General features: G+C 52.2%; 15 protein-coding genes and 3 tRNA genes. 11 read left to right on the forward strand and 7 right to left on the reverse strand.

Annotation, left to right across the window (positions count from 1 at the left end; all coding sequences use genetic code 11):
• Positions 1–65: 65 nt before the first annotated feature.
• The 6 genes from TPCCA_RS03090 to ligA all read left to right on the forward strand — a co-directional run bounded on the left by TPCCA_RS03090 (position 66) and on the right by ligA (position 7,942).
• Positions 66–878 (forward strand): hypothetical protein, encoded by an 813-nt coding sequence (locus TPCCA_RS03090; protein ID WP_013945250.1) that lies wholly within the window; start codon positions 66–68, stop codon positions 876–878.
• 169 nt (positions 879–1,047) lie between these two features.
• Positions 1,048–1,959 carry a CheR family methyltransferase gene (locus TPCCA_RS03095; RefSeq protein ID WP_013945251.1) on the forward strand — a complete coding sequence of 304 codons (912 nt, stop codon included), beginning with the start codon at positions 1,048–1,050 and terminating at the stop codon, positions 1,957–1,959.
• Positions 1,960–2,006: 47 nt separating this feature from the next.
• Positions 2,007–3,218 carry a protein-glutamate methylesterase/protein-glutamine glutaminase gene (locus TPCCA_RS03100; RefSeq protein ID WP_013945252.1) on the forward strand — a complete coding sequence of 404 codons (1,212 nt, stop codon included), beginning with the start codon at positions 2,007–2,009 and terminating at the stop codon, positions 3,216–3,218.
• A 104-nt stretch (positions 3,219–3,322) separates the two neighbouring features.
• Positions 3,323–4,336 carry a tryptophan--tRNA ligase gene (trpS, locus tag TPCCA_RS03105; RefSeq protein ID WP_010882078.1) on the forward strand — a complete coding sequence of 338 codons (1,014 nt, stop codon included), beginning with the start codon at positions 3,323–3,325 and terminating at the stop codon, positions 4,334–4,336.
• A 140-nt stretch (positions 4,337–4,476) separates the two neighbouring features.
• On the forward strand, positions 4,477–5,352 hold the full coding sequence (locus TPCCA_RS03110; RefSeq protein ID WP_013945253.1) for a bifunctional methionine sulfoxide reductase B/A protein: 876 nt from the start codon (positions 4,477–4,479) through the stop codon (positions 5,350–5,352).
• A gap of 118 nt (positions 5,353–5,470) precedes the next feature.
• On the forward strand, positions 5,471–7,942 hold the full coding sequence (gene ligA, locus TPCCA_RS03115; RefSeq protein ID WP_013945254.1) for an NAD-dependent DNA ligase LigA: 2,472 nt from the start codon (positions 5,471–5,473) through the stop codon (positions 7,940–7,942).
• A 34-nt stretch (positions 7,943–7,976) separates the two neighbouring features.
• On the opposite strand, the gene recO is transcribed toward ligA, so the two are convergent.
• The 5 genes from recO to TPCCA_RS03140 form a co-directional block, all read right to left on the reverse strand.
• The gene (gene recO, locus TPCCA_RS03120; protein WP_013945255.1) at positions 7,977–8,747 is read right to left on the reverse strand and encodes a DNA repair protein RecO; all 771 of its coding nucleotides are present in this window, start codon (positions 8,745–8,747) and stop codon (positions 7,977–7,979) included.
• Between the two features lie 37 nt (positions 8,748–8,784).
• Entirely contained in the window at positions 8,785–9,735 is a 951-nt protein-coding gene (gene miaA, locus TPCCA_RS03125; RefSeq protein WP_013945256.1) for a tRNA (adenosine(37)-N6)-dimethylallyltransferase MiaA, read from the reverse strand.
• Between the two features lie 223 nt (positions 9,736–9,958).
• Entirely contained in the window at positions 9,959–10,393 is a 435-nt protein-coding gene (locus TPCCA_RS03130; RefSeq protein WP_013945257.1) for a hypothetical protein, read from the reverse strand.
• Positions 10,394–10,473: 80 nt separating this feature from the next.
• Positions 10,474–10,547: transfer RNA gene (locus TPCCA_RS03135), tRNA-Arg, on the reverse strand.
• Positions 10,548–10,561: 14 nt separating this feature from the next.
• Positions 10,562–10,633: transfer RNA gene (locus TPCCA_RS03140), tRNA-His, on the reverse strand.
• Between the two features lie 136 nt (positions 10,634–10,769).
• Between TPCCA_RS03140 and TPCCA_RS03145 the strand changes: the two genes are divergently transcribed.
• The 3 genes from TPCCA_RS03145 to TPCCA_RS03155 all read left to right on the forward strand — a co-directional run bounded on the left by TPCCA_RS03145 (position 10,770) and on the right by TPCCA_RS03155 (position 14,645).
• Positions 10,770–10,842: transfer RNA gene (locus tag TPCCA_RS03145), tRNA-Phe, on the forward strand.
• Positions 10,843–12,777, forward strand: coding sequence for a methyl-accepting chemotaxis protein (locus TPCCA_RS03150; protein ID WP_013945258.1), 1,935 nt, complete (start codon positions 10,843–10,845; stop codon positions 12,775–12,777). It begins immediately after the preceding tRNA gene.
• A gap of 23 nt (positions 12,778–12,800) precedes the next feature.
• A complete protein-coding gene (locus tag TPCCA_RS03155; protein WP_013945259.1) occupies positions 12,801–14,645 on the forward strand; it encodes a methyl-accepting chemotaxis protein in 1,845 nt (614 codons plus the stop codon).
• A gap of 17 nt (positions 14,646–14,662) precedes the next feature.
• On the opposite strand, the gene hisS is transcribed toward TPCCA_RS03155, so the two are convergent.
• Complete coding sequence (gene hisS, locus TPCCA_RS03160; RefSeq protein WP_013945260.1) at positions 14,663–15,991, reverse strand: histidine--tRNA ligase; 1,329 nt, start codon at positions 15,989–15,991, stop codon at positions 14,663–14,665.
• 140 nt (positions 15,992–16,131) lie between these two features.
• On the opposite strand from hisS, the gene TPCCA_RS03165 reads away from it, so the two are divergent.
• Together TPCCA_RS03165 and TPCCA_RS03170 are read left to right on the forward strand one after the other, a co-directional pair.
• Positions 16,132–17,892, forward strand: coding sequence for a phospho-sugar mutase (locus TPCCA_RS03165; protein WP_013945261.1), 1,761 nt, complete (start codon positions 16,132–16,134; stop codon positions 17,890–17,892).
• Positions 17,889–18,536 (forward strand): exonuclease domain-containing protein, encoded by a 648-nt coding sequence (locus tag TPCCA_RS03170; protein ID WP_013945262.1) that lies wholly within the window; start codon positions 17,889–17,891, stop codon positions 18,534–18,536. Before TPCCA_RS03165 ends, TPCCA_RS03170 begins: the two co-directional genes overlap by 4 nt.
• On the opposite strand, the gene lysS is transcribed toward TPCCA_RS03170, so the two are convergent.
• The gene (gene lysS, locus TPCCA_RS03175; protein WP_013945263.1) at positions 18,533–20,119 is read right to left on the reverse strand and encodes a lysine--tRNA ligase; all 1,587 of its coding nucleotides are present in this window, start codon (positions 20,117–20,119) and stop codon (positions 18,533–18,535) included. The genes TPCCA_RS03170 and lysS overlap by 4 nt on opposite strands.
• Between the last annotated feature and the right edge of the window lie 213 nt (positions 20,120–20,332).

The following is a 20,332-nucleotide window of genomic DNA, read 5'->3' on the forward strand; positions in this document are numbered from 1 at the left end:
GCGGCGCTCCTCGTTTGTGGTCTTGTACACGCAGGAGGTCAGAACGAGGAGCGGTAGATCTAGGCATGACAATGGCCGGTTTTTTGCGCGGGCTTTGGTGCGTGGTGGGCACGTCGGTGTGTGCGCAGACGCTGCAAGAGGCTCCCGCACACTTTCTTCTTGAGGGAACTGATTTTGCAGCGCGCGTGCTAAGAATGTCTATCAGTGCGCGTAACGTGCCGTCGTACTGGTTTGAAGAAGGAGTGTGGAGCGAGGCTCCGTCTGCGTCCTCCCGGCCCCCTGCAAAAAACAAAAGCACACCGGGTGCCCCACGCCGCGTCACGCGCGCCCTGTCGCGCGTCCAACCGGATGTTTTTGTTTTCGGGAACGAGCATGAAACTGTTTTTTGGGGACAACTCAATACTATTGAGCACGCACGATACGTGGTGCACCGTGCTGTCCATCCGCTCGATGCTCACGCTCATGAGCGCTACTACGAACCACTGTTGAAGCGCTTTCACTTTTACCGTCTCGAAGGGCGAACGCCGATTACCTCCGTTTCGCTGTGCTTGTTTGCACTGGACGTGAGCACCCGCCTCATATGGGCGTATGCGCTTCCCTCCCAGGTGGAAATGGTGTGGGGGACGCGCATCCCGCGCGCATGGATTCCCCTTGAAATGCACAGCCATGTGCGCGCTCGTTATCCTAAGGCGAAGTTTTACCAGTTTGACCCCATTGGGTTTGTCGATTCTGAAGGAAAGGTAGTGCTCTATCCCTGGGCGCTCGAACAGCACGCACAGCGGCCACAAGATTTTTTGGTGTATGAGCCTCAGCAAGGTGATTGGGAGCAGGTAGCCTCACAGACAGGCCCGGGTCACTCACCGTACCGTGCCATGTGAGACGGCGCATGATCTCTGCAAGCGTCACGCTCCTGACACACCGTGCGGCGCGTGCACCTTCAAGGGAGCAGACCGTGTCGGCGCGCGAGGTGCCAGGCACGCTTCCGTAAGACACAGTGCCGGTTCTCACTGTCGTTGTACACCCGGTAGCAATTACCCCGTGTGCAGGATGACGGCTGCGACCGAAAAAAGCGATATAACACGCAGCTACCTGACACTCGGCAAGGGGGTAAGACCGATGAGCACACTCAGCGATGCGGAATTTGCCGCGTTTAAAACTCTTATTTACGAGCACAGCGGCATCACCTTTTCTGCACTTAATCGCTCGGTACTGGAAAGTAGAATTAGATCGCGCCTGCGCGAACTTGCCCTCCCTTCTGCGTGCGCATACTACCAGCAGGTCCTTGCAAGTAGCGCAGAGCTTTCTGCACTTCTCGATTCGGTGACCACAAATCTAACGCGTTTTTTCCGTAACAAAGCCCATTTTGACTCCTTCTCGCACTATGTCATTCCAGAATTGGTAAAAGCCAAGCGCAGCGTAGGTGAGCATTCCATAACCGTTTGGAGCGCAGGGTGCTCCACCGGGGAAGAGCCGTACACTATTGCAATGCTGCTGAAACGGTATGCGCCTGCTGCGTTCTCATGCCAGGTGATCGCGTCGGATCTCTCACTCAAATCGCTTCTCGTTGCACGCCAGGGCTACTACCCGCGCGCACGCGTCTCTGGAGTACCGGACGAATACCTCCGTGCATATTTTCGCGAAACACAGGAAGGATATCAAATTAACGCCGATATTAGGAAAATGGTTCGCTTCGATTATCATAACTTAAAACACCGTTCCATGCATCGAAACATCGACGTGCTGTTCTGCAGAAACGTACTTATTTATTTTGATGAAACGGCCCAAAAGGCGGTTATTGAGCGATTTTGGGATGCGATGTCTGCCCACTCTTTTCTTTTCATTGGGCACTCTGAGTCTCTCTTTGGGATGAATACAAAGTTTTCCTTTCTAAAAACCCCGTGGGGCTGCCTGTACCAGAAAAACGATGAAGGGTCAGCGCATGAATGCCACACGCGGTAAGGCTGCACACCAGAGCGTATACAGGCAGGGGAGCCACAGACTACCGTATGAAAAATACTAATGATATTGCTGTTTTAATCGTGGACGATTCTGCGCTCATGAGAAAGGTTATTGGAAAAGTCATTGAAGGAGCGCCGGGTCTTAGCATAGCGGGCAAGGCCATGAATGGGCGCTTTGCGCTTGACATGCTAGAGCGTGTACAGCCAGATGTCATCTTGCTCGACCTGGAAATGCCGCACATGAACGGGCTTCAGTTTCTTGAACAGCGGAAACGTCTACGCATTGATATTCCAGTAATCATTCTCTCTAGCATTGCAAAAGAAGGTGCACGAGTCACGATGCAATGTTTGGAGCTGGGGGCAAGTGACTTTGTCACCAAGCCTTTTGGATCTGAGTCTGCGCATTTGCGCACGGTTTCGCGCAAGATTGTCGATTACGTTACCGCGTATGGGAGACGCTACAAGTTGCTGCGTCGCACGCGCCGCTGTCTTGCCATGGACACACCTGTTGAGAGACCTGCCGGCGAGGAGGACTTGAATTGTTTAGATACCCAAGAGCGAGCCTCTCTGCCGTCTGTATGTGCACGTGCACCCGCGCGTGACCGTGCATCCTACACAATCACCCCCACAGAGGGAGCGCGCCAAACGCGCATCGTGCCACTGCGTGAAAGTGGGGCACTGCAGATCATTGCAATCGGTGTATCAACGGGAGGACCTAGCGCGCTGCGTCATATCTTTGCACAGCTCGATGCAGATTTGCCGCAGCCGGTGGTAGTAGTGCAGCACATGCCTGCAGGTTTCACGCGTGAATTTGCGTACAGTCTTAACCAGGTATGTGCGCTGGAAGTAAAAGAAGCGCAAGAAGGAGACTTGGTGCGGCGTGGGCGTGTTTTGATTGCCCCCGGGGATCACCATCTGACGGTAGAGCGGCGCTCCCTGGCAACTGTTGCGCACATCAACTCGGATGAACCGGAAAACGGTCACCGACCCAGCGTTGATGTGTTATTTGAGTCAGTAGCTCGCCATTTTGAAAACCGCGCATTGGGAATTTTAATGACAGGAATGGGAAGGGACGGTGCCGCGCAGCTTGCGCGTTTATACACAGAAGGCTCGCGTACAATTGCGCAGGACGCAGATTCGTGCATTGTATATGGAATGCCGCGTGTAGCCTGCGAACTTGGAGCAGTTGGCGAACAGGTGAGTCTTGATGATATGGCAGCGACAATAAATCGCTACGGCAAGGTGTTTGCCTCTTCCTGAGACGGACACGCACCCGTGATATAGAGGAGGGCTGTGCGGTCGGCGCACGTGTTCCTGCGCCTGCACTCTTGAATACTGGACGGACCTTGATTTACAGTCTCCCCATGCTGCGCGTCCTTACCGGAGACCGGCCCACGGGGCGTCTCCACCTCGGTCACTATGCAGGCTCGCTCGGGACGCGTCTGCGCATACAGTCTGAGCACGAGTGTTTCTTCATCATCGCGGATCTGCACACGCTCACTACACGCCATGGGCGTGCACAGCTTGCCGAGCTGCCTGCTCTCGTTCGTGAGCTCGTGCTGGACTACCTAGCTTGTGGCATCGACGCGCAGCGTGCGGTCATTTATCTGCAATCGGCGGTGCCAGAAGTTACAGAGCTGGCGTTCATTTTTGCGAATCTGGTAACGGTGCCGCGTTTGCAGCGCATCCCTTCCTTAAAGGAGATGGCTCAAGCGGCAAACCTTTCTGAACTTCCCTTTGGTCTTTTGGGATATCCCGTACTTCAAGCGGCGGACATTCTGCTGGCGCGGGCGCATCTTGTGCCGGTAGGTAAAGATAATGAAAGTCACGTAGAACTGACGCGCGAAGTTGCAAAGCGTTTCAATCGCCTCTATGGGGAGGTCTTTCCATTGCCGCGTGCACTCCTCAGTGACTGCGCCACTCTCGTGGGAACTGACGGACAAGCGAAAATGTCTAAAAGTTTGGGGAACGCGATTTTTCTCTCGGACGATGAAGAGACGGTGCGGCGCAAGGTCCGTGCGATGTACACAGATCCTGCGCGCACCCGGGCAGATATACCAGGACGCGTGGAAGGGAATCCGGTGTTTGCGTACCACGATGCGTTCAACCCAAACACGGACGAGGTTGCACATTTTAAAGAGCGGTATCGCGCTGGGCGCGTGGGAGACACAGAAGTGAAAGACGCTCTTGCGCGCGCCTTGAATACGTTTTTAGAACCCATCCGCGCACGCCGTGCACAGTTAGAACAGCAGCCTGCGTACCTTGCACGCGTATTAGAGGAAGGCTGCGCGCGCATGCGTGCTGAAGCACGCAAAACCATGCAGAGAGTAAAAGAGGCGATGGGTCTTTCTGCACGTCCTCTCGTTCATCTGCCGTAGGGAACGCTTGTAGCCGCGCATCAACACGGCTGCCTGCAACGCAATCACGCTTCCGCCGGTTTCTCTCTTACCAGTGCGCCGAGTCCTGCCGCCGAGGAGGTGCCCTTGCAGGTCTGGCTCTCATCGCCTAGAATGGCCCCATGCTTGCAAACCTTCAGCACCTGAGTGATATTCAGTACCGTGTTACCCAGCAGTCTGCCACTGAGGCTCCCTTTAAGAATGAGTTCTGGAACTCTTACCAACCCGGTTTCTATCTTGATGTTGTTTCAGGAGAACTCCTCTTCCTCTCCGAAGATAAATTCAACTCAGGCTGTGGCTGGCCTAGCTTTTCTGCACCTGCAGACGCGCGCGCGGTGGTTGAAAAGGAGGATCGAACGCACAACATGCTCCGTACTGAGGTGCGGAGTCGGAACGCTAATTCTCATCTCGGGCACGTATTCAAAGACGGTCCGCCCGAACGCGGGGGGCTCCGTTACTGCATCAATTCTGCAGCGTTGCGCTTTGTTGCTCGGGAAGAGGGGACTGCTCTTTTCGCCGCAGGCTGCTTCTGGGGTACGGAAGCCTACTTTCGGCGCGTCAAGGGAGTGTTGCGCGTTCGAGTCGGGTACACGGGCGGTACCACCAAAAGTCCTACCTATCGAAACGTCTGCACCGGTACTACCGGACACGCAGAAGCGGTAGAGATCCTCTTTGATCCCCAGGTTATTTCCTATGAGGATCTGCTCAAGCACTTTTTCCGCATGCATGACCCAACTAGTCTTAACAAACAGGGAGGAGACGTTGGCACGCAATACCGTTCTGCAATTTTCTACCTCAGTGGTACGCAGAGGCAGCAAGCGGAGACGCTCATGGGTCGCTATGCAGGCGCGGGAAAGTTCACCCGTCCTTTGGTTACCACTTTGGAAGAGGCGCGTGACTTCTACCCTGCAGAAGAATATCACCAAGACTATTTGACCAAGAATCCTGGTGGTTACTGCCACGTGTCGCTCCACCTGGCGTCAGAGCCATTAGAGTGACCGCTGCACTCACGCCCCCAGGGGACTGCGCCGCCGTTTTGGCATCTTCCGACAAGACGAAGGAACGTTGCACGCGTGGGAGGTGCGCCCCGGGCGCTACACATTGCGGCCTTGTGCTATGAGTACTGCGCAGAGACGTGTTCAAGAACTTGAAAAGCTCATTCTTCACCATCAAGACCGCTACTACAACGCGGAGCCTGATATTTCAGATGACGCCTTTGACGCGCTTTGGGAAGAACTTGCAAGGCTTGATCCTGGAAATCCGCTGCTTAAAGCAATCGGTTCTGACAGTCAACGTGACGCAGTGAAAAAGCGCCACATTGTTCCTATGGGTAGTCAACACAAAGCTGCAGACGAGGAGTCCTTCAGCGCATGGGCAAAAAAAAATGCATTGCAGGCATTTCTCGTCCAACACAAACTCGATGGCGTTAGCTTAGAGTTGCAATACGAGCGCGGTCATTTTTGCTGTGCGCTCACCCGCGGTAACGGCATTGTCGGAGACGACGTTACTGCTAACGTACGCGGCATGCGTGGCTTTGTGCCGACCCTCACTGCAGAGTGGGGACCTTGCGGCAATCTCCCCTTCACGGGGGGTGTTCGTGGCGAAGTCATTATGCACAAGGATATACATCGTTCCCACTATCCTACTCACGCAAATTGCCGCAACACCGTAAACGGCATCCTAAAGCGAAAGGACGGCCGCGGCCGCACACACCTCCATATTGTTTGTTACGACGCAGTACCCGGCACCCCCGGTAAACCGTTCACCGGCTCCCTCCCCTTTGCTGATGAAACAGAAAAGCTTGCCTGGCTCGCGCGCCAAGGCTTCGTGACGGTACATTCGCATCGCTGCGCTAACGCACAGGAAGTTGTTGCACTCCGATCTGAGATTATGCGCACGCGCGAGCTGTTGCCTTACAGCATCGATGGCCTGGTAGTAAAGAGTACCGATCTTGACTTCCAGGACGCACAACTTCCCAGACCTAAAAAGCAGATAGCCTTTAAGTTCAGTACACAGGAGGCGATAACCACCTTGCGTGACGTTCAATGGCAAACATCAGGAGTGACGTACACGCCCATTGGTATTACCGATCCAGTGCGCCTTGCAGGAACTACGGTCAAACGCGCAAATTTATGTAACCCGAATATGCTCACAAAGCTGTGTCTCAAAATTGGCAGCCACGTTTTAATTTCCAAACGGGGGGAGATTATCCCAAAAATTGAAGCACTCGTTTCAACCCCAGCACATGCGCAGGAAATCCACATACCGACACAGTGTACCAGTTGCAACACAGTGCTGGAAAACAGTGGGAGCAGGCTTTTTTGTCCTAATGTAAACTGCCCCCTGCTCTCGCATCACCGCATTACACGGTGGATTGAGTGTTTGGAGATCAAGCATGTGGGGACCGAACTCATTCAGCGTCTTTTTGAAGAAAAAAAGGTACGCCGCATCCCGGACCTCTACACGCTCACCTGCGAGGATCTCATTGAGATTGAGCACGTCGGCAATGCAACTGCAAAAAAAATACTCGAAGCTATACACCACAAAAAAGAAATAGCGTTGCAAACGTTTATTGCCGGGTTTGGCATCGAGGGGATCGGAGAAACCATGGGAGAAAAACTTATCTCTGCCGGTTTTGACACACTTGAAAAAGTGCTCCACGCAACAACGGAGACACTCGAGTCCATCTATCAGTTTGGAACAGAACTTGCAAAAAGCGTGGTAACCGGTATTGCACGGGTTAAGGATGATATGTGTGAACTGCTTGATAGGGGCTTCGTGCGCATTCTTGCCAAGCAGCAGGCAGAGTCGCCACTCCGGGGAAAAAGCTTTTGCTTCTCAGGCTCCCTCAGAAATGGAGATCGCGCGACTATACACCGTATACGCGCGCTCGGAGGCGTTGTGAGAACGTCAGTTACTCGAGACCTTTCGTACCTAATATTCGAAAGCCTATCACAGCCCTATCGCACCGCGCAAAAACTAAAAAAAGAACAGGGGGTAGCGCTAGAAATTATTTCGGAAGACGAGTTTTGCAGGCTTCTAGATCAAGCTTCCGCATCCTGTACCCATACGGGGGAAACCGTACACCCCTTGCAAGGAAAGAGTTTTTATTTCTCAGGTGCGTCGCGCAGTATGAATCACAAACATGCTCAAGAAAAAGTGCGCGCGTTAGGAGGGGATGTCGCATCGTCCGTAACAGCCCAGCTTGACTATCTGGTGTTTTACAGTCAGTCGACACGTTATCGCACCGCATGCGCGTTGGGAATCCAAATTATTTCGGAAGAGACGCTCCACAAGCTTATTGCCACTGCCCAATCGCCTTTGCATACGGATGCACACGTGCACGCGCCATTGCACGGCATGAGCTTCTGCTTCTCTGGCGATCTCGACGGTATGACACGCGCCCAGGCAATCGCGCTCGTACAACGCCTAGGCGGAACAGTGAAAACGGCTGTCAGTACACAGCTGACGTATCTGGTGTCAAACGATCCACACGGACAGTCACGCAAATGCCGGAACGCTGTTCGGTGTGGCGTGCGTATTATCAGTGAGCACGTCTTTCTCGCGCTGTGCACCCCGGGGACCTAACTGGACTGCACCCTGCGGTATGTTTCGGACAGTCTCATAGCACTGCGTGCGCATGTTCGAGTGTTTTTAACTTCTTACCGCTCATTTTCGTGATCAGGCAAAATAGCAGCCGCTTAAGTTCACAGTAGCTCTCTTCGGACAACACCAACGTGCGCGCGTGCTTTGGAGTGCATTCTCTGACCGTGTTGAGAAAGTGCCACGCCTCCGCGTTTAGCTCAAACCGGTGCTCTGCAGGAGCAGCACACGCAGCACACACAAAAGACTCACCCTGCGTAAGATACGCCACGCGCGACACACCGCTTATGGACACGGCGTACTGCGTAGCACACCGGCTACACGATGTGATATTTGGTGCAACGCCTTCTCCTATAAGCACTCGCCACAAAAAGCGCAAAAGCGCGTGTTTACATGCCCCGTCCGAAGAGAGACTGATTCCATCCAAAAATGCAGTCACCAGCGTCCAGCTGATGGTCCCTTTGCTCGCCTCTATAATGTCTACGCAAATCGCAGCGCACCACACTCTTACGATACTGTCACGGAGGGCCACACGAGAGTGTGTAACTGAGAAGTCAACAATTTTGTGCATACGCGTACGCGGATTCGAATATACCCACACCCGACCTGTCGTATAGGGAATAACCAATCCACGCAGTTTGCTTTGGGCACCTCCAAAAAGCGCGGCACGTAAAATAAACGCTTCATCCTGCAGGCGAACAAAAAGCGTTACGCTTTTGTGCCCTTCTCCAAATGCTGAAAGAGAAAGAACTAACGCCTGTGCGTACCACGAGCGACTCGCCACACACATACCCTATGGAGCGGTGCGATGAGCGATCATCGTTTTTTCACCGGAGAACAAAACCGTTTTCCGTATGCACGAGCCAGTGAATTTTTACCCCGAGTCTTTGCATACGTCGGAACCACGTCTCCTGGCGTTTTGCAAATCTGCCAATAGCTCTAAAAAGTAGGTCGACATATTCATCACGGGTAGCAATGATCCCTTGTAGATACTGCGCAGTGAAGCGATATTCCAACCCAAAGTATTCCAGACGCTGCCAGGAAACCCCGCCTTTGTGGAGCGCTGCCACTTCCTCTATCAATCCCCCACGTATTCTCTGCTCGAGGCGTGCTCGAATCCGAGCACGCAACATAGAGCGTGGATACTGTATGCCATACACTTTCGCGCGCATCATCGGGCGCGTTTCCCGTGCCTGCTGGAGCAGCTCAGGGTGCGTTGCATGGAATACAGCAATCTCAATAGCGCGCATCAAACGCGCAGGATCTTCTAAATCTGTCTTGTTGTGAACAGCATGGGAGTCTTTTAACGAAAAGTACACCGCGCGCATATGCGACAGAGAAGCTCCGCGGAGCGATGCGCGCAGCGCCTGATTTCTTTCAACAGGTACCAACGCGTACTGACGCAGCACTGCATCAAGATACAAACCCGTACCACCGACAATAATTGGCACCTTGTGCGCCCGAAGTATACTCGGCACTATGTCATATACTGCCTGTTGGAAACGGAAAACATTGTATTCCTCATACGGATCACACACGTCTATCAGGTGATAGGGGACCGACCCGTACAGAGCTAAGTCCTTTCCCGTTCCCACATCCAGACCACGGTACACCTGCCGCGAATCGGCGGAAATAATTTCCCCCTGATATTTTTGGGCAAGCGCAACTGCTAACGCTGTCTTACCTGTTGCGGTAGCGCCCAGGACCACCAGCGCATCATGGTGGCTGCGGTCAAAGCGAACAGGGTACGGTACAAGTGCCTGCGTTTCCAACCGCATTGGGACCGGGCAGTCTTGTCTTCGCCACTCTGACGGCGCGTTCATGGTGCTCGTAACGGCAATCTACTCCGCTCAAAGGAACCCGCCACAGCCATTCACCCCACTCCTTTTTCTTGCTTAAAAAACACACGCGGGGCACGAGACACCGCCTGACCCCTTCTTAAAGAGCACACAAGAAGAAGCAAAAAGACGCGGCGTGTGTCATCCTCGGCTGTGCAAACGCCTAACGCGTGTGCTGCCTCACAAAGATGAGCGCTCCAAGCACAAGGAGATCGACAGCAGTATGATGCAAATGCTCAAACGCCGAGGACACATTCTGCAATACCTTGCCGCGGCCGAACGCACCCACCACATCCACCAGAACCATATTCAGAGCCCACAGCACAATGAACAGCGCCAAAACCGCAGAAACGCAGGAAAGTTCTGGGCGCAGAAAATCGACGAGCAAAAAGAAACCCGCCGTCAGACAACACAGCGACACGGCGAGCGTTAACACACCGATTGCCACATGACCGCGAAACAACCCGCCGAGGAAATACACCGCTGCGTTGAACACACCCGCATCAACATGCACGAGACCTCGTGCACCACTTGCAAGCAAGAAGAGCGCGAGCGCTATCTGGAGAACAGACGCAGGAAAACGCCTCAACGTACCCACTCAAAGCACCCCCACGTCCTCAGCGCGTTAAAGGCAAGACGAGAACAGAACCATTCATACGAGGAAAGCGACACCACAAGTGCGCCCGACACGACTTGAACGTGCGACCTACAGATTCGAAGTCTGTTGCTCTATCCACCTGAGCTACGAGCGCCTGCGCACGCACAGGGTGAGTGATGGGATTCGAACCCACGACAACCAGATCCACAATCTGGCGCTCTGCCACTGAACTACACCCACCGCTCCGGCGGGAGCCTAGTGCAAAGTATGCGCACCTGTCAAGACCTGCATTCTCCTTCTCCTGTGCTGCTTTTCCTCGAGCATCGTGAGGAACTTGACCTTTTTTTTTCTGTATGACAGGCTGCGCGCGGTGTGCGCCGTTGTAGCTCAGTCGGTAGAGCAAAGGACTGAAAATCCTTGTGTCGACAGTTCGATTCTGTCCGACGGCAATGCTGCCGCCCTCGGGCGAGGGCCTGTGCGCGCTTGACAGACCCTCTCTCCGATGCTACCGTGCGCGTTCGTGTGAACTTATGCCTGAGGGGGCAACCATGTACGCCGGTACTTATAGTACTCCTCCGATCAGTGTGTTGCTACGCGAGCTCGTGCTCTCCTGTTGCTGGGTGCCACTCTTGTTTCTCTCCGCTTCTGCGGCGGGTTTCTTCGGCGATGGCCAGCTCGCTAAACTCCTCCTTTCTCCCGCCAGCGTGCTGTACCTCTTGTGCCTCTTTCCGCTTCTCCATTATCGCGCGCTATGCGCCGCTTTTATTCGTGAAGAAGACGAGGCGCGCTTTAGCAAGCGCGTCAACAGCTATGGGAGGACGGCGCTTCATGCGTCGGTTCTCCTCAGCTGCTTCGTCCCATTCGTCTCTATCCTCGCGCGTTCCCCGTTTGAGACAGGTCCACAGATGGCAGGGTACGTCATGCTTTCTGCCGGTGGCTGTCTGCTGTTTGCTCCTGCGCTGCATTTCCTCCTTACGCGTCCGCTTGAGCGGTGGGCTGCCTTCCTGCCTTTGCGCGAAAGTTCTGTGCGCGCAAACTGCACCCGCATGCTTCTTACCATAGCGATTGCGCTGTTCGTTGCCACGTTACTCCTCGTCTCTGCACCACTCCTTGTACGCACAGATAGCCAGAACATTACTCCGGCAGAACTGCTCACCATGGCAGGTACGTTTGGACTCTGTGCCAGCGCCGTAAGCTACATGGAGTTTCTCCTGTGCGCGTACCTTACTTCGCGAGAAATCACCCGTTTGCGCGTGCTCGTCGAGTGCATCGGAACTGGCGACTACACCTGTGCGGACGTACCTAGAGAAACCCGCACCTCGATCGGTCTTTTGGCGAGGTCACTGAGCTCCCTGCGCGACAAAGATCGCGCGTTTTTCTCCCGCTTCTTGCAGCTGACACAGAGTTCAAGCGCGATTGCACACACTGCAGAGACGGATATCGCTCACCTCGAGGAGGCAGCTCGCACCACCAACGAGGAGATTGATCACGTCAACGAAAATGTGACGGCGCAGACTGCCACCATCAGCTCCTCCAAAGAAATAGTGGGGACTATGGTTGAGGGAGTCGGGCGTCTGAGTGCAAGCGTCGAGGCAGAGTCGGAAACTGTCACCCGGTCCATCACCCTTGTCGAGCAAATGGTAGAGAAAATCTATTCTATCGAAAAGATTATCGAAAGCAACGACGCGCGTGTCGGACGGTTGCGAGAGGAGACAAACCGCGCAGGGAACCTCACCAACCGCTCGCTGGAGCTTACCCAGAATATTTCCAAGTCTTCCAAGGCACTCTTACAGGCCAGCTTGGTAATACGGAAGATCGCAAGTCAGACTACGTTGCTTGCTATGAATGCCGCGATAGAGGCTGCTCACGCGGGTCAGGACGGACGCGGGTTTGCAGTTGTCGCCGACGAAATTAGGAAATTAGCAGAGGAATCAAACGAGCAGGGAAAGGTCATTTCTTCAGTCCTCGTACAACTCACTGAAAAGATAGAACATATCGCGCAGCAGGCGGAGAGCCTGAGCAAGCAGTTTTCCAATCTCTTTGTCCTTGCAGAAGAAGTTAAACAGCGGGAATCTGCCGTCATGCATGCCATGGAGGAGCAGTCTTCAGGGGGTGAATACATCAGGCGGTCCATGGAGGCTATTACACGCAACCGCAGACGTATCCGCGGCGGTATCTCGCTCATGCTCAAGGATGGAGAGCTGGTCCTCAAGGATATGAACGAACTTGCACACAACACAGGCGGTATCACCGTGGCTATGCACGACATGGCCGCCAGCACGTCTCGTATCTCGGATGCGGTCACCTCCGTCAAGATTATCGTTTCAGAGAATAAGAATGCAATGGACATGCTTACGAACCAGCTCACCCAGCTGCGCCTGTAGTCCACCTTTCCATGGAGTAACCTATGAACACTGAACATGCGGTCTCCGACTTCGCCGTGCTGCGGCGCGCCGTTGTGATGAGCGTTGCGTGGGTGCCGGCGACTTCTCTTGTGGCCTATATCGCAGGCGTCATAGACGGGAGTATGCTCTCCGCTCTGCTCACCAGCGTCTCCTTCTTCTGTGCGCTGGCGCTCATGCTGGGTGCTTCGCTGACGCTCTACTACGTTCTCCTCATGTCCGTTAAGAAACATCAAAACGATAGCGCAGCTGCAGAGGCTGCGTTTCTGCGGTACACGTGGATTTCTCCCCTGCCTCCTGCAGTAGCTGCGGTAGTGTATCCGGTGTGTGCTGCCCTAGAAGTCGGTTTTTCCTCAAGCCATGTGCTCTTGCTGTCCTACTACCTTAGCAGCGTGGGCGCAGCGCTCTGCCTCATTCCCTTCTTTCACCATCCTTTCTTTTACACACTGCAAGAGTGGGCCCACTTTATCCCCCTGCGCGAGACACGCCTCGGGTACTACTCCTTCTCAAGAGAAATATCTGTCGTGCTCGTTTCAGGTTTGTTCAGTATGTTCTGCGTGGGCTTTTCATCGCTCCTACTCCCTCTGCACGGTGAGCAGGAGCTCGCACACGTGGTTATAACCCATAACCTCCCGTGCGCGTCTTTAATCTGCGTACTCAGCATAATCGTCATGATCAGGATTGGCCGACACCTCGATTTAGTAAACCAAGGCATCCTCACCTTTATCCAAAACAGGTTGAGCGGAAATGCGTCCGCAGCGAGTATGCGCGTTGTGCGTAGAAATGAGTTTGGGTTCCTCACCCAAAGTTTGAACAAGATGCACAAGAGCACGCGTTTCTTTCTCATTGCATCCCGTGGAAAGATGGCACGCGCTCGGGAAATCGCGAATAGTTTTGTCAGAAATGCGCGCACTTCCTGCGCCGCTATCGACGAGATCATTTCCCAAGCACATAAGGCAGAAGACAAAATTAAACACCAATCCCGTACCATTTTTGAAACACAAAAGCACGTGCAGCACATTGTCGGAAACATCGATCAGTTTAACGGCCACATAGGCGAGCAGGTAGATACGGTAACAGATGCCGCTTCCTCCGTAGAGCAGATGGTGAGAAACATCGAGTCAGTTACTCAGGTACTTTCGGACAATAGCAATGTCATTGAAACCCTGCTGCTTGAGGCAAAATTAGCGCAGGACGCAACTATTCAGTCTGCAGATGTGGGAAGAGAAGTGCTTCACGCTTCAGAAGCGTTGGCTGAAGCCGGTGCGGTAATTCAGCACATCGCACGTCAAACTAACCTGCTTGCAATGAACGCTTCAATCGAAGCAACGTACTGTAAAGAGTCAGGTCAGGGTTTTGAAGTAGTGGCGAGTGAGATACGTAGGCTCGCAGAGGACGCTTCGAAACAGGGAAAGCATATCTCCGCAGTGCTGCGGGACGTAAAAACGGAAATTGAAAAGGTTTCTGAGAGCGCGCTTGCAGTTCAGGCTCAGTTTGCGCTGATTTTCTCTATCACCACAGACATAAAGGCCCAAGAAGAAGTAATCAGCCAGTTGATGGTAGAACAGACGAAAGACAGTGTGCACGTGTTGCATGCTATACAGCACATCACCGAGATCACGCGCACGTTGCAGGAAAATTCGGGCGCCATCTTGGACAACAGCAAGCACGTAGAGGAGGCGATGTTAGCCCTTTCGCGCATCACGTCTGAAATCGACAGCAGCGTGTCGTCCATGCACAAAAACTCAGAACAGGTTAAAAAGTATGCTTCCTCAATCACTGAAATCGGACAGAAGAACAAGGATTCCATAACGGACCTAGTCACTGAATTGAGCAACATGCGATTCTAGAGTCGCGGGGGCGCCTGTTACCCTTCAGCTGCCATGCGTCTGCGCACTTCATGCGCAGGTAGGCGTGTGTCCTTTCGCGTAGAAAGGTCGCGCAGTACGAGCAGGCAGTCCTTCACCACAGCGTTGCGCTGTTCAACAAAGATCCCCCACCTAATCCCCTTCTTCTCTGCAAAGGCGTACTGTTGGCTCAATTTCCGCGGATCAGGGAAGACTTCCGTCGCCACCTGCACTGCAAAGTATGAACACAGCTTTTGGTACACATCCATGAGCGCACTATCCTGACAGAAGATAAGCGCCTGCACAAAACAAACGTGCTCTCGGGACATTCCCAACTGCTGAAACGCTGCATACAAGCGATCCAACCCAATGGATGCACCCACCCCACTTACTGCATCCTTCATGTACAAAGCCGTCAGATGGTCATAGCGCCCACCTGAGCACACCGAACCGATATGAGGCAACTGTGTTAAAAACGTTTCACACACCATACCGGTGTAGTAATCAAAACCACGCGTGATAGATGGATCGAACACATAAGAGGACTGAATGTTCACTGCACAGAGTAGCTCATATATTTTTCTAAGCCGTGTGCTCTCTTCCGAGACACCCCCTGTCAATGTCTCAATGGCAGACAATGTATGTTCAAACGACGGCGCAACACCGTCCACCTCCCCCGCACTTACATACGTCATAATCTTTTGCACACGAACTGGATCGCAAAGCGACTCAAGTTGAGCTGTCAACACATGCGGCGCCATCTTTGCACGTTTGTCAATTATCCGCAGGATATGCTCAGCCTGGTCAGACAAAGAAAGAGCACGCAAAAAACGATCAAACAGGCCACGATGCGCAACGTGAATACGTATGTGTTCTGCACCAGCCATATACAACATGTGCCGTATCGACTTTAGAATTTCAAAGTCAGCACACACCGAATCCGAACCGACGATATCAAAATCACACTGCGTGAATTCTCTATAACGACCCATCTGAGGCTTCTCGCCCCTCCACACTTTTGCAAAATGATAGCGCTTAAAAGGAAAATACAAACGCGCATAGTGCGTTGCAACGAACCGCGCAAGCGGCACCGTAAGATCAAAACGGAGGGCCACATCTCTTCCACCCTTATCAACAAAGCGAAACATTTGCTTCTCTGTGTCACCTTCACTTTTGCGCAGCAAAACCTCGGTGTACTCCAACGCGGGGGTATCGATAGGTACAAAACCCATTTGTCTTAAAGCCACCGTCAGTTTTTCTACGAGCAATGCACGCTCAATCTCTTCATCCGGTAAAAGATCGCGAAAGCCTTTTAAAACTTTCGGAGAAACAGCAGAACCCACGCGCACCAGTGTAGTGGCTCTGGTACACTTTTTCAAGACATGCACTTTTTGTGAGCATTGCACAGAGCAGCACCTTCCCATTACAATGCCCCTCTATCCCGTAGAGTCGTAAATAGTCCAGTACTTTTAAAGGTGAGGAAGCGCTCATGCACTCCAGTCAATTGTTCGAACGTGCTCGTCTTTATCTTGAAGAAGAAACAGATCCTTTCTTTGCACAGCAGGTACGGGATCTTGTTGCACAGAATAATATAGCAGAGCTCGAAGAGCGCTTTTTGCAAACTCTTTCGTTTGGCACCGCCGGGCTGCGGGGTGTTGTCGGCGGAGGAACAAACAGAATGAACCCCTTCATGATCAAAAAGATCACGCACGCGATTGCGCTCTATTTACTAAAAACTTTTCCTGAAAAGGCAGCGCGCGGCGCGCTCCGTGCCGTTATAGCCTACGACTCGCGTGTACATTCTCGTCTGTTTGCACACACTGCTGCGCACGTGTTTCTTGCACATGACATTACCGTCTACCTCTTTTCGGATCCACGCCCGACTCCAGAACTTTCCTACGCAGTACAGTATCTTACCTGTGACGTGGGCATCGTAGTCACCGCATCGCACAACCCACCGCAGTATAACGGATACAAAGTGTACTGGAACGACGGGGCACAGATAGCGCATCCTCACGAAAAAAATATCACCGAAGAAATGAACGCTATCACGAGTGTCGTGAACCTTGAGGAAAAGGTACCTGTCAAACGCAGTGCACCCACGATCATTGATGCAGAAATTGATGAACCGTACTGCACCTCTATAAAAGAAAAGCTTTTTCGCCCCGGTCTTACGAAAGAGACCGTCCAGTCAATGCGTATTGCATACACCCCATTACACGGAACAGGTGCACTCCACGTCGAGCGCATACTGGGGGATATGGGGTTCTCCATTATGACCGTGCCTGAGCAACGGTTGCCAGATGGGAACTTCCCTACGGTGTCGTCTCCTAATCCAGAAGATCCGGCCGCGTTGGTGCATGCGTGTGCATATGCTGATCGCGTACATGCTGAGGTTCTTATGGCGACTGATCCTGACGCAGACCGCTTTGCATGTGCGGTAAGAAACACTCGCGGTGTGTTGCAGTTGCTCACGGGCAATCAAATGGGAGCGCTCTTCACTGACTACATTCTGCTAACCCTGCAGGAACAAAACAATATGCCCGCGCGTCCTGCAATTGTACGCTCCGTTGTTACGTCCCCACTTAGCGACCGTATAGCACGCACATATGGCGCAACGTGTGTAGAGTGCCTTACTGGATTCAAATGGATATGTGGTACTGCAGAAAAGATTTCACAGTCAGGAGCGTACTCCTACGTATATGGATTTGAAGAAAGTTACGGACACAATTTTGGTATTCAGGTGAGAGACAAAGACGGTATCAACGCCGCAGCGCTCTGTGCAGAGATGGGTGTGTACTGGAAGTTGCGCGGAATGAGCCTGATCGATCGCCTTCACCAGTTATTCAGGACGCATGGCCTGTTTTGTGAAAAGACGCTGAACAAAACCTATGCGGGCGTCGCGGGTATAAGCACCATGAATGCAATAATGAATACGCTCAGGAGACAGCCGCTAACCCAAATTGCGCGCAAGCGGGTAATGAAGGTGAGGGATATATATCTTGGTGTTGAGTTTAGTCCAGAAAATCCTGCGCAGACATCTGCCCTTTCTTTTCCTCAGAGTAACGTGCTGCAGTATTTTGTACAGGATGGCAGTATTGTAAGTATACGACCGAGTGGAACAGAACAAAAAATAAAGTGTTATATCATCCACCCTCTGACCGTCAGTACCTCGATAGAAGAAGCAGAACAGGCGGGCAACATGTTTATCACCGCAGTTGAACAAGAGATGGGTACATATCTGCAATGATATATGATTGGGTTTTTGCGGTGCATGAACACGTTGCATTCACCGCCTTCGACACCGAAACAACTGGTTTAAAAGCAGAAGAAGATCGCATTATAGAAATTGGTGCAGTAAAGTTTGATCAAAAGGGTATTATTGCGCGCTTTAGCACGCTCATCTTTCCTGATCGCGCTATACCCCCTGACGTGAGCAAAATCAACCATATTACCGACGATATGCTCGTCAATAAGCCGCGCTTTTGTGAGATAGTTTTAGACTTCTCTCGATTCATCAAAGGGACAGTACTCGTCGCACATAACGCAAACTTCGATGTCGAGTTTCTCAATGCAGAACTCAGCCTGTGCAAAAAGCAACCCCTGTCTCACAAAGTAGTTGATACGTACGCGATGGCCCAAGCGGTGTTCCCCGGGTTAGGACGCCATCAGTACCGTCTGCAGAATCTTGCACTTCAGTTTGGACTTACGGTACACGCAGCACACAGAGCAGAGGACGACGCTCGAGTATGCATGGAGCTTTTTACAACTATGATTGCACACCACGCCAAACAAAACGGACACTGTGTAAATCATGCACAAAGCCCCACCATAAAAAAATTAATACAGGAGATACAGGCATCGAGCACTGACTGTTCCCAGGAGCTGTTTTAGTATACGCTAAGCATGCGGTGCAAACGCTGTGTACCGATGACTTTCATGAAACCCGCAAGCCGTGGCCCCTGATTCTTTCCGATCAGTACCTGGTATAGTGCAGTGAACAGTTCCTTCGAGCCAACAGGTATCTGTCTGGCAACCGCATACAACTCAGCAGAAAGTTCCTTTTCGCTGAGTACGTCAGTGCGTGGCACAAGCGTATCACGAATGAGTCTCAGTGCTTCGGTTATCTCTGCAGAGAGCGGCACGCGCACACCATCTTCTTTCAGGGTAAATTTAAAGTCATCGGGTGCACCAGCGTCCCGGATCCAGTTCCACGCACATTGGCAACGGCGCACAAAGCGCTCTATCTGATCTTTGTGTATATCAGAGAAAAACGCGAGCACTGCAGAAATATCTCCCGAATTAATTTGCAATATATTGCATACATGCCGGAACGGTACCTGGTACGAAATGCACGGCGGCATACCACGCACTTGTGACAATTCGTAGATCCTTTTATGCCGCATAAATTCGTGTTCGCTTTTTGCTGCATGTATTCCCCACGCAACACGCTCACTTTTATCGTAATCCTCGTATATCTTAAGAACATCAAGATCAAAACTAATGGAAAACTCGGTATTTGGACGCGTGGAAACAAAAAGGTATCGCAATACTTCAGGCTGATATACTTCAAGCACATCACGCAGCCCAACCACTTTTCCCGCGGACGAAGACATCTTCCCAGGCAAACCTTTTAATCCAATGAAATCATAACGAAAAGAAACAGGCGCAGGCCAGTGATAAATGTGATCAGAAATTAAACGCGCAGTGTCAAAAGAACCTCCCTGAGAATGATGATCCTTCCCTGCAGGCTCAAATACCACATGCTCCTTACTCCACCGCATAGCCCAATCAACGCGCCAGCTAAGTTTTACCGCAGACGTCTGGCGTAAATCCACCTGCTCCCCATGCCCACACTCGCAATGATACTGAAGACACCAGTGGCTATCCCACGCATCAACCGTGGTGCAGTCTTTATGGCACGCTGTACAAAACACCGATACGGGCCAATACGTTCCACTGATTTTATGCTGCTCATCTCGATATTCGTTTAAAATCGCTTGAATACGGTGCCGATTGTCGAGCGCAATCTTTATTTCCTGTGCGTATACCCCCGCCTGGTATTGCTTTGACTGATAAACGTATTCAGGATAAACACCTACCTCCGGGAGCGCCGATTCAATTTCCCGCTCATGGTGCCGCGCGTAGCTATCTTCCTGCTGAAAGGGATCAGGAACTGAAGTGATAGGCATGCGAATATACTGCTTCAATTCATCTTGAGCAGGTACATTGTCGGGAATCCTACGAAAAACGTCATAATCGTCCCACGAATGTACAAAGCGCACTGATTTCCCCTGGTCACGCAGGGCCCGCACTACAAGGTCAACGGAAATAATCTCTCTGAAATTACCAATATGTACCGTTCCTGAGGGGGTAATCCCCGATGCACAGGTGTATTGATCACAGTCAGCACGTTCCTTGATAATCTTGTGCGCAACCTTGTCAGCCCAATGAAGTGACTTTTCACAGATACTCATGATCCTTCCTTACAGGTACGCAAAATATTTTTAAAGCCAAGCCAGTACGCACTTCCCACGCGCACATCCTACACTTCCACATAGGTGGCAGTGCCGAATACACACAACAGCCATACGGTGAGTGCTCGCATCTGCCTGGCAGACCGTATGGTCACTCCCGCGATACAGGGAAAATAAGAACTGCGTGCGTGTCAATACCGCGCGCACAGCATG

The organism is Treponema paraluiscuniculi Cuniculi A (assembly GCF_000217655.1).
Classification (GTDB): Bacteria; Spirochaetota; Spirochaetia; order Treponematales; family Treponemataceae; genus Treponema; species Treponema pallidum.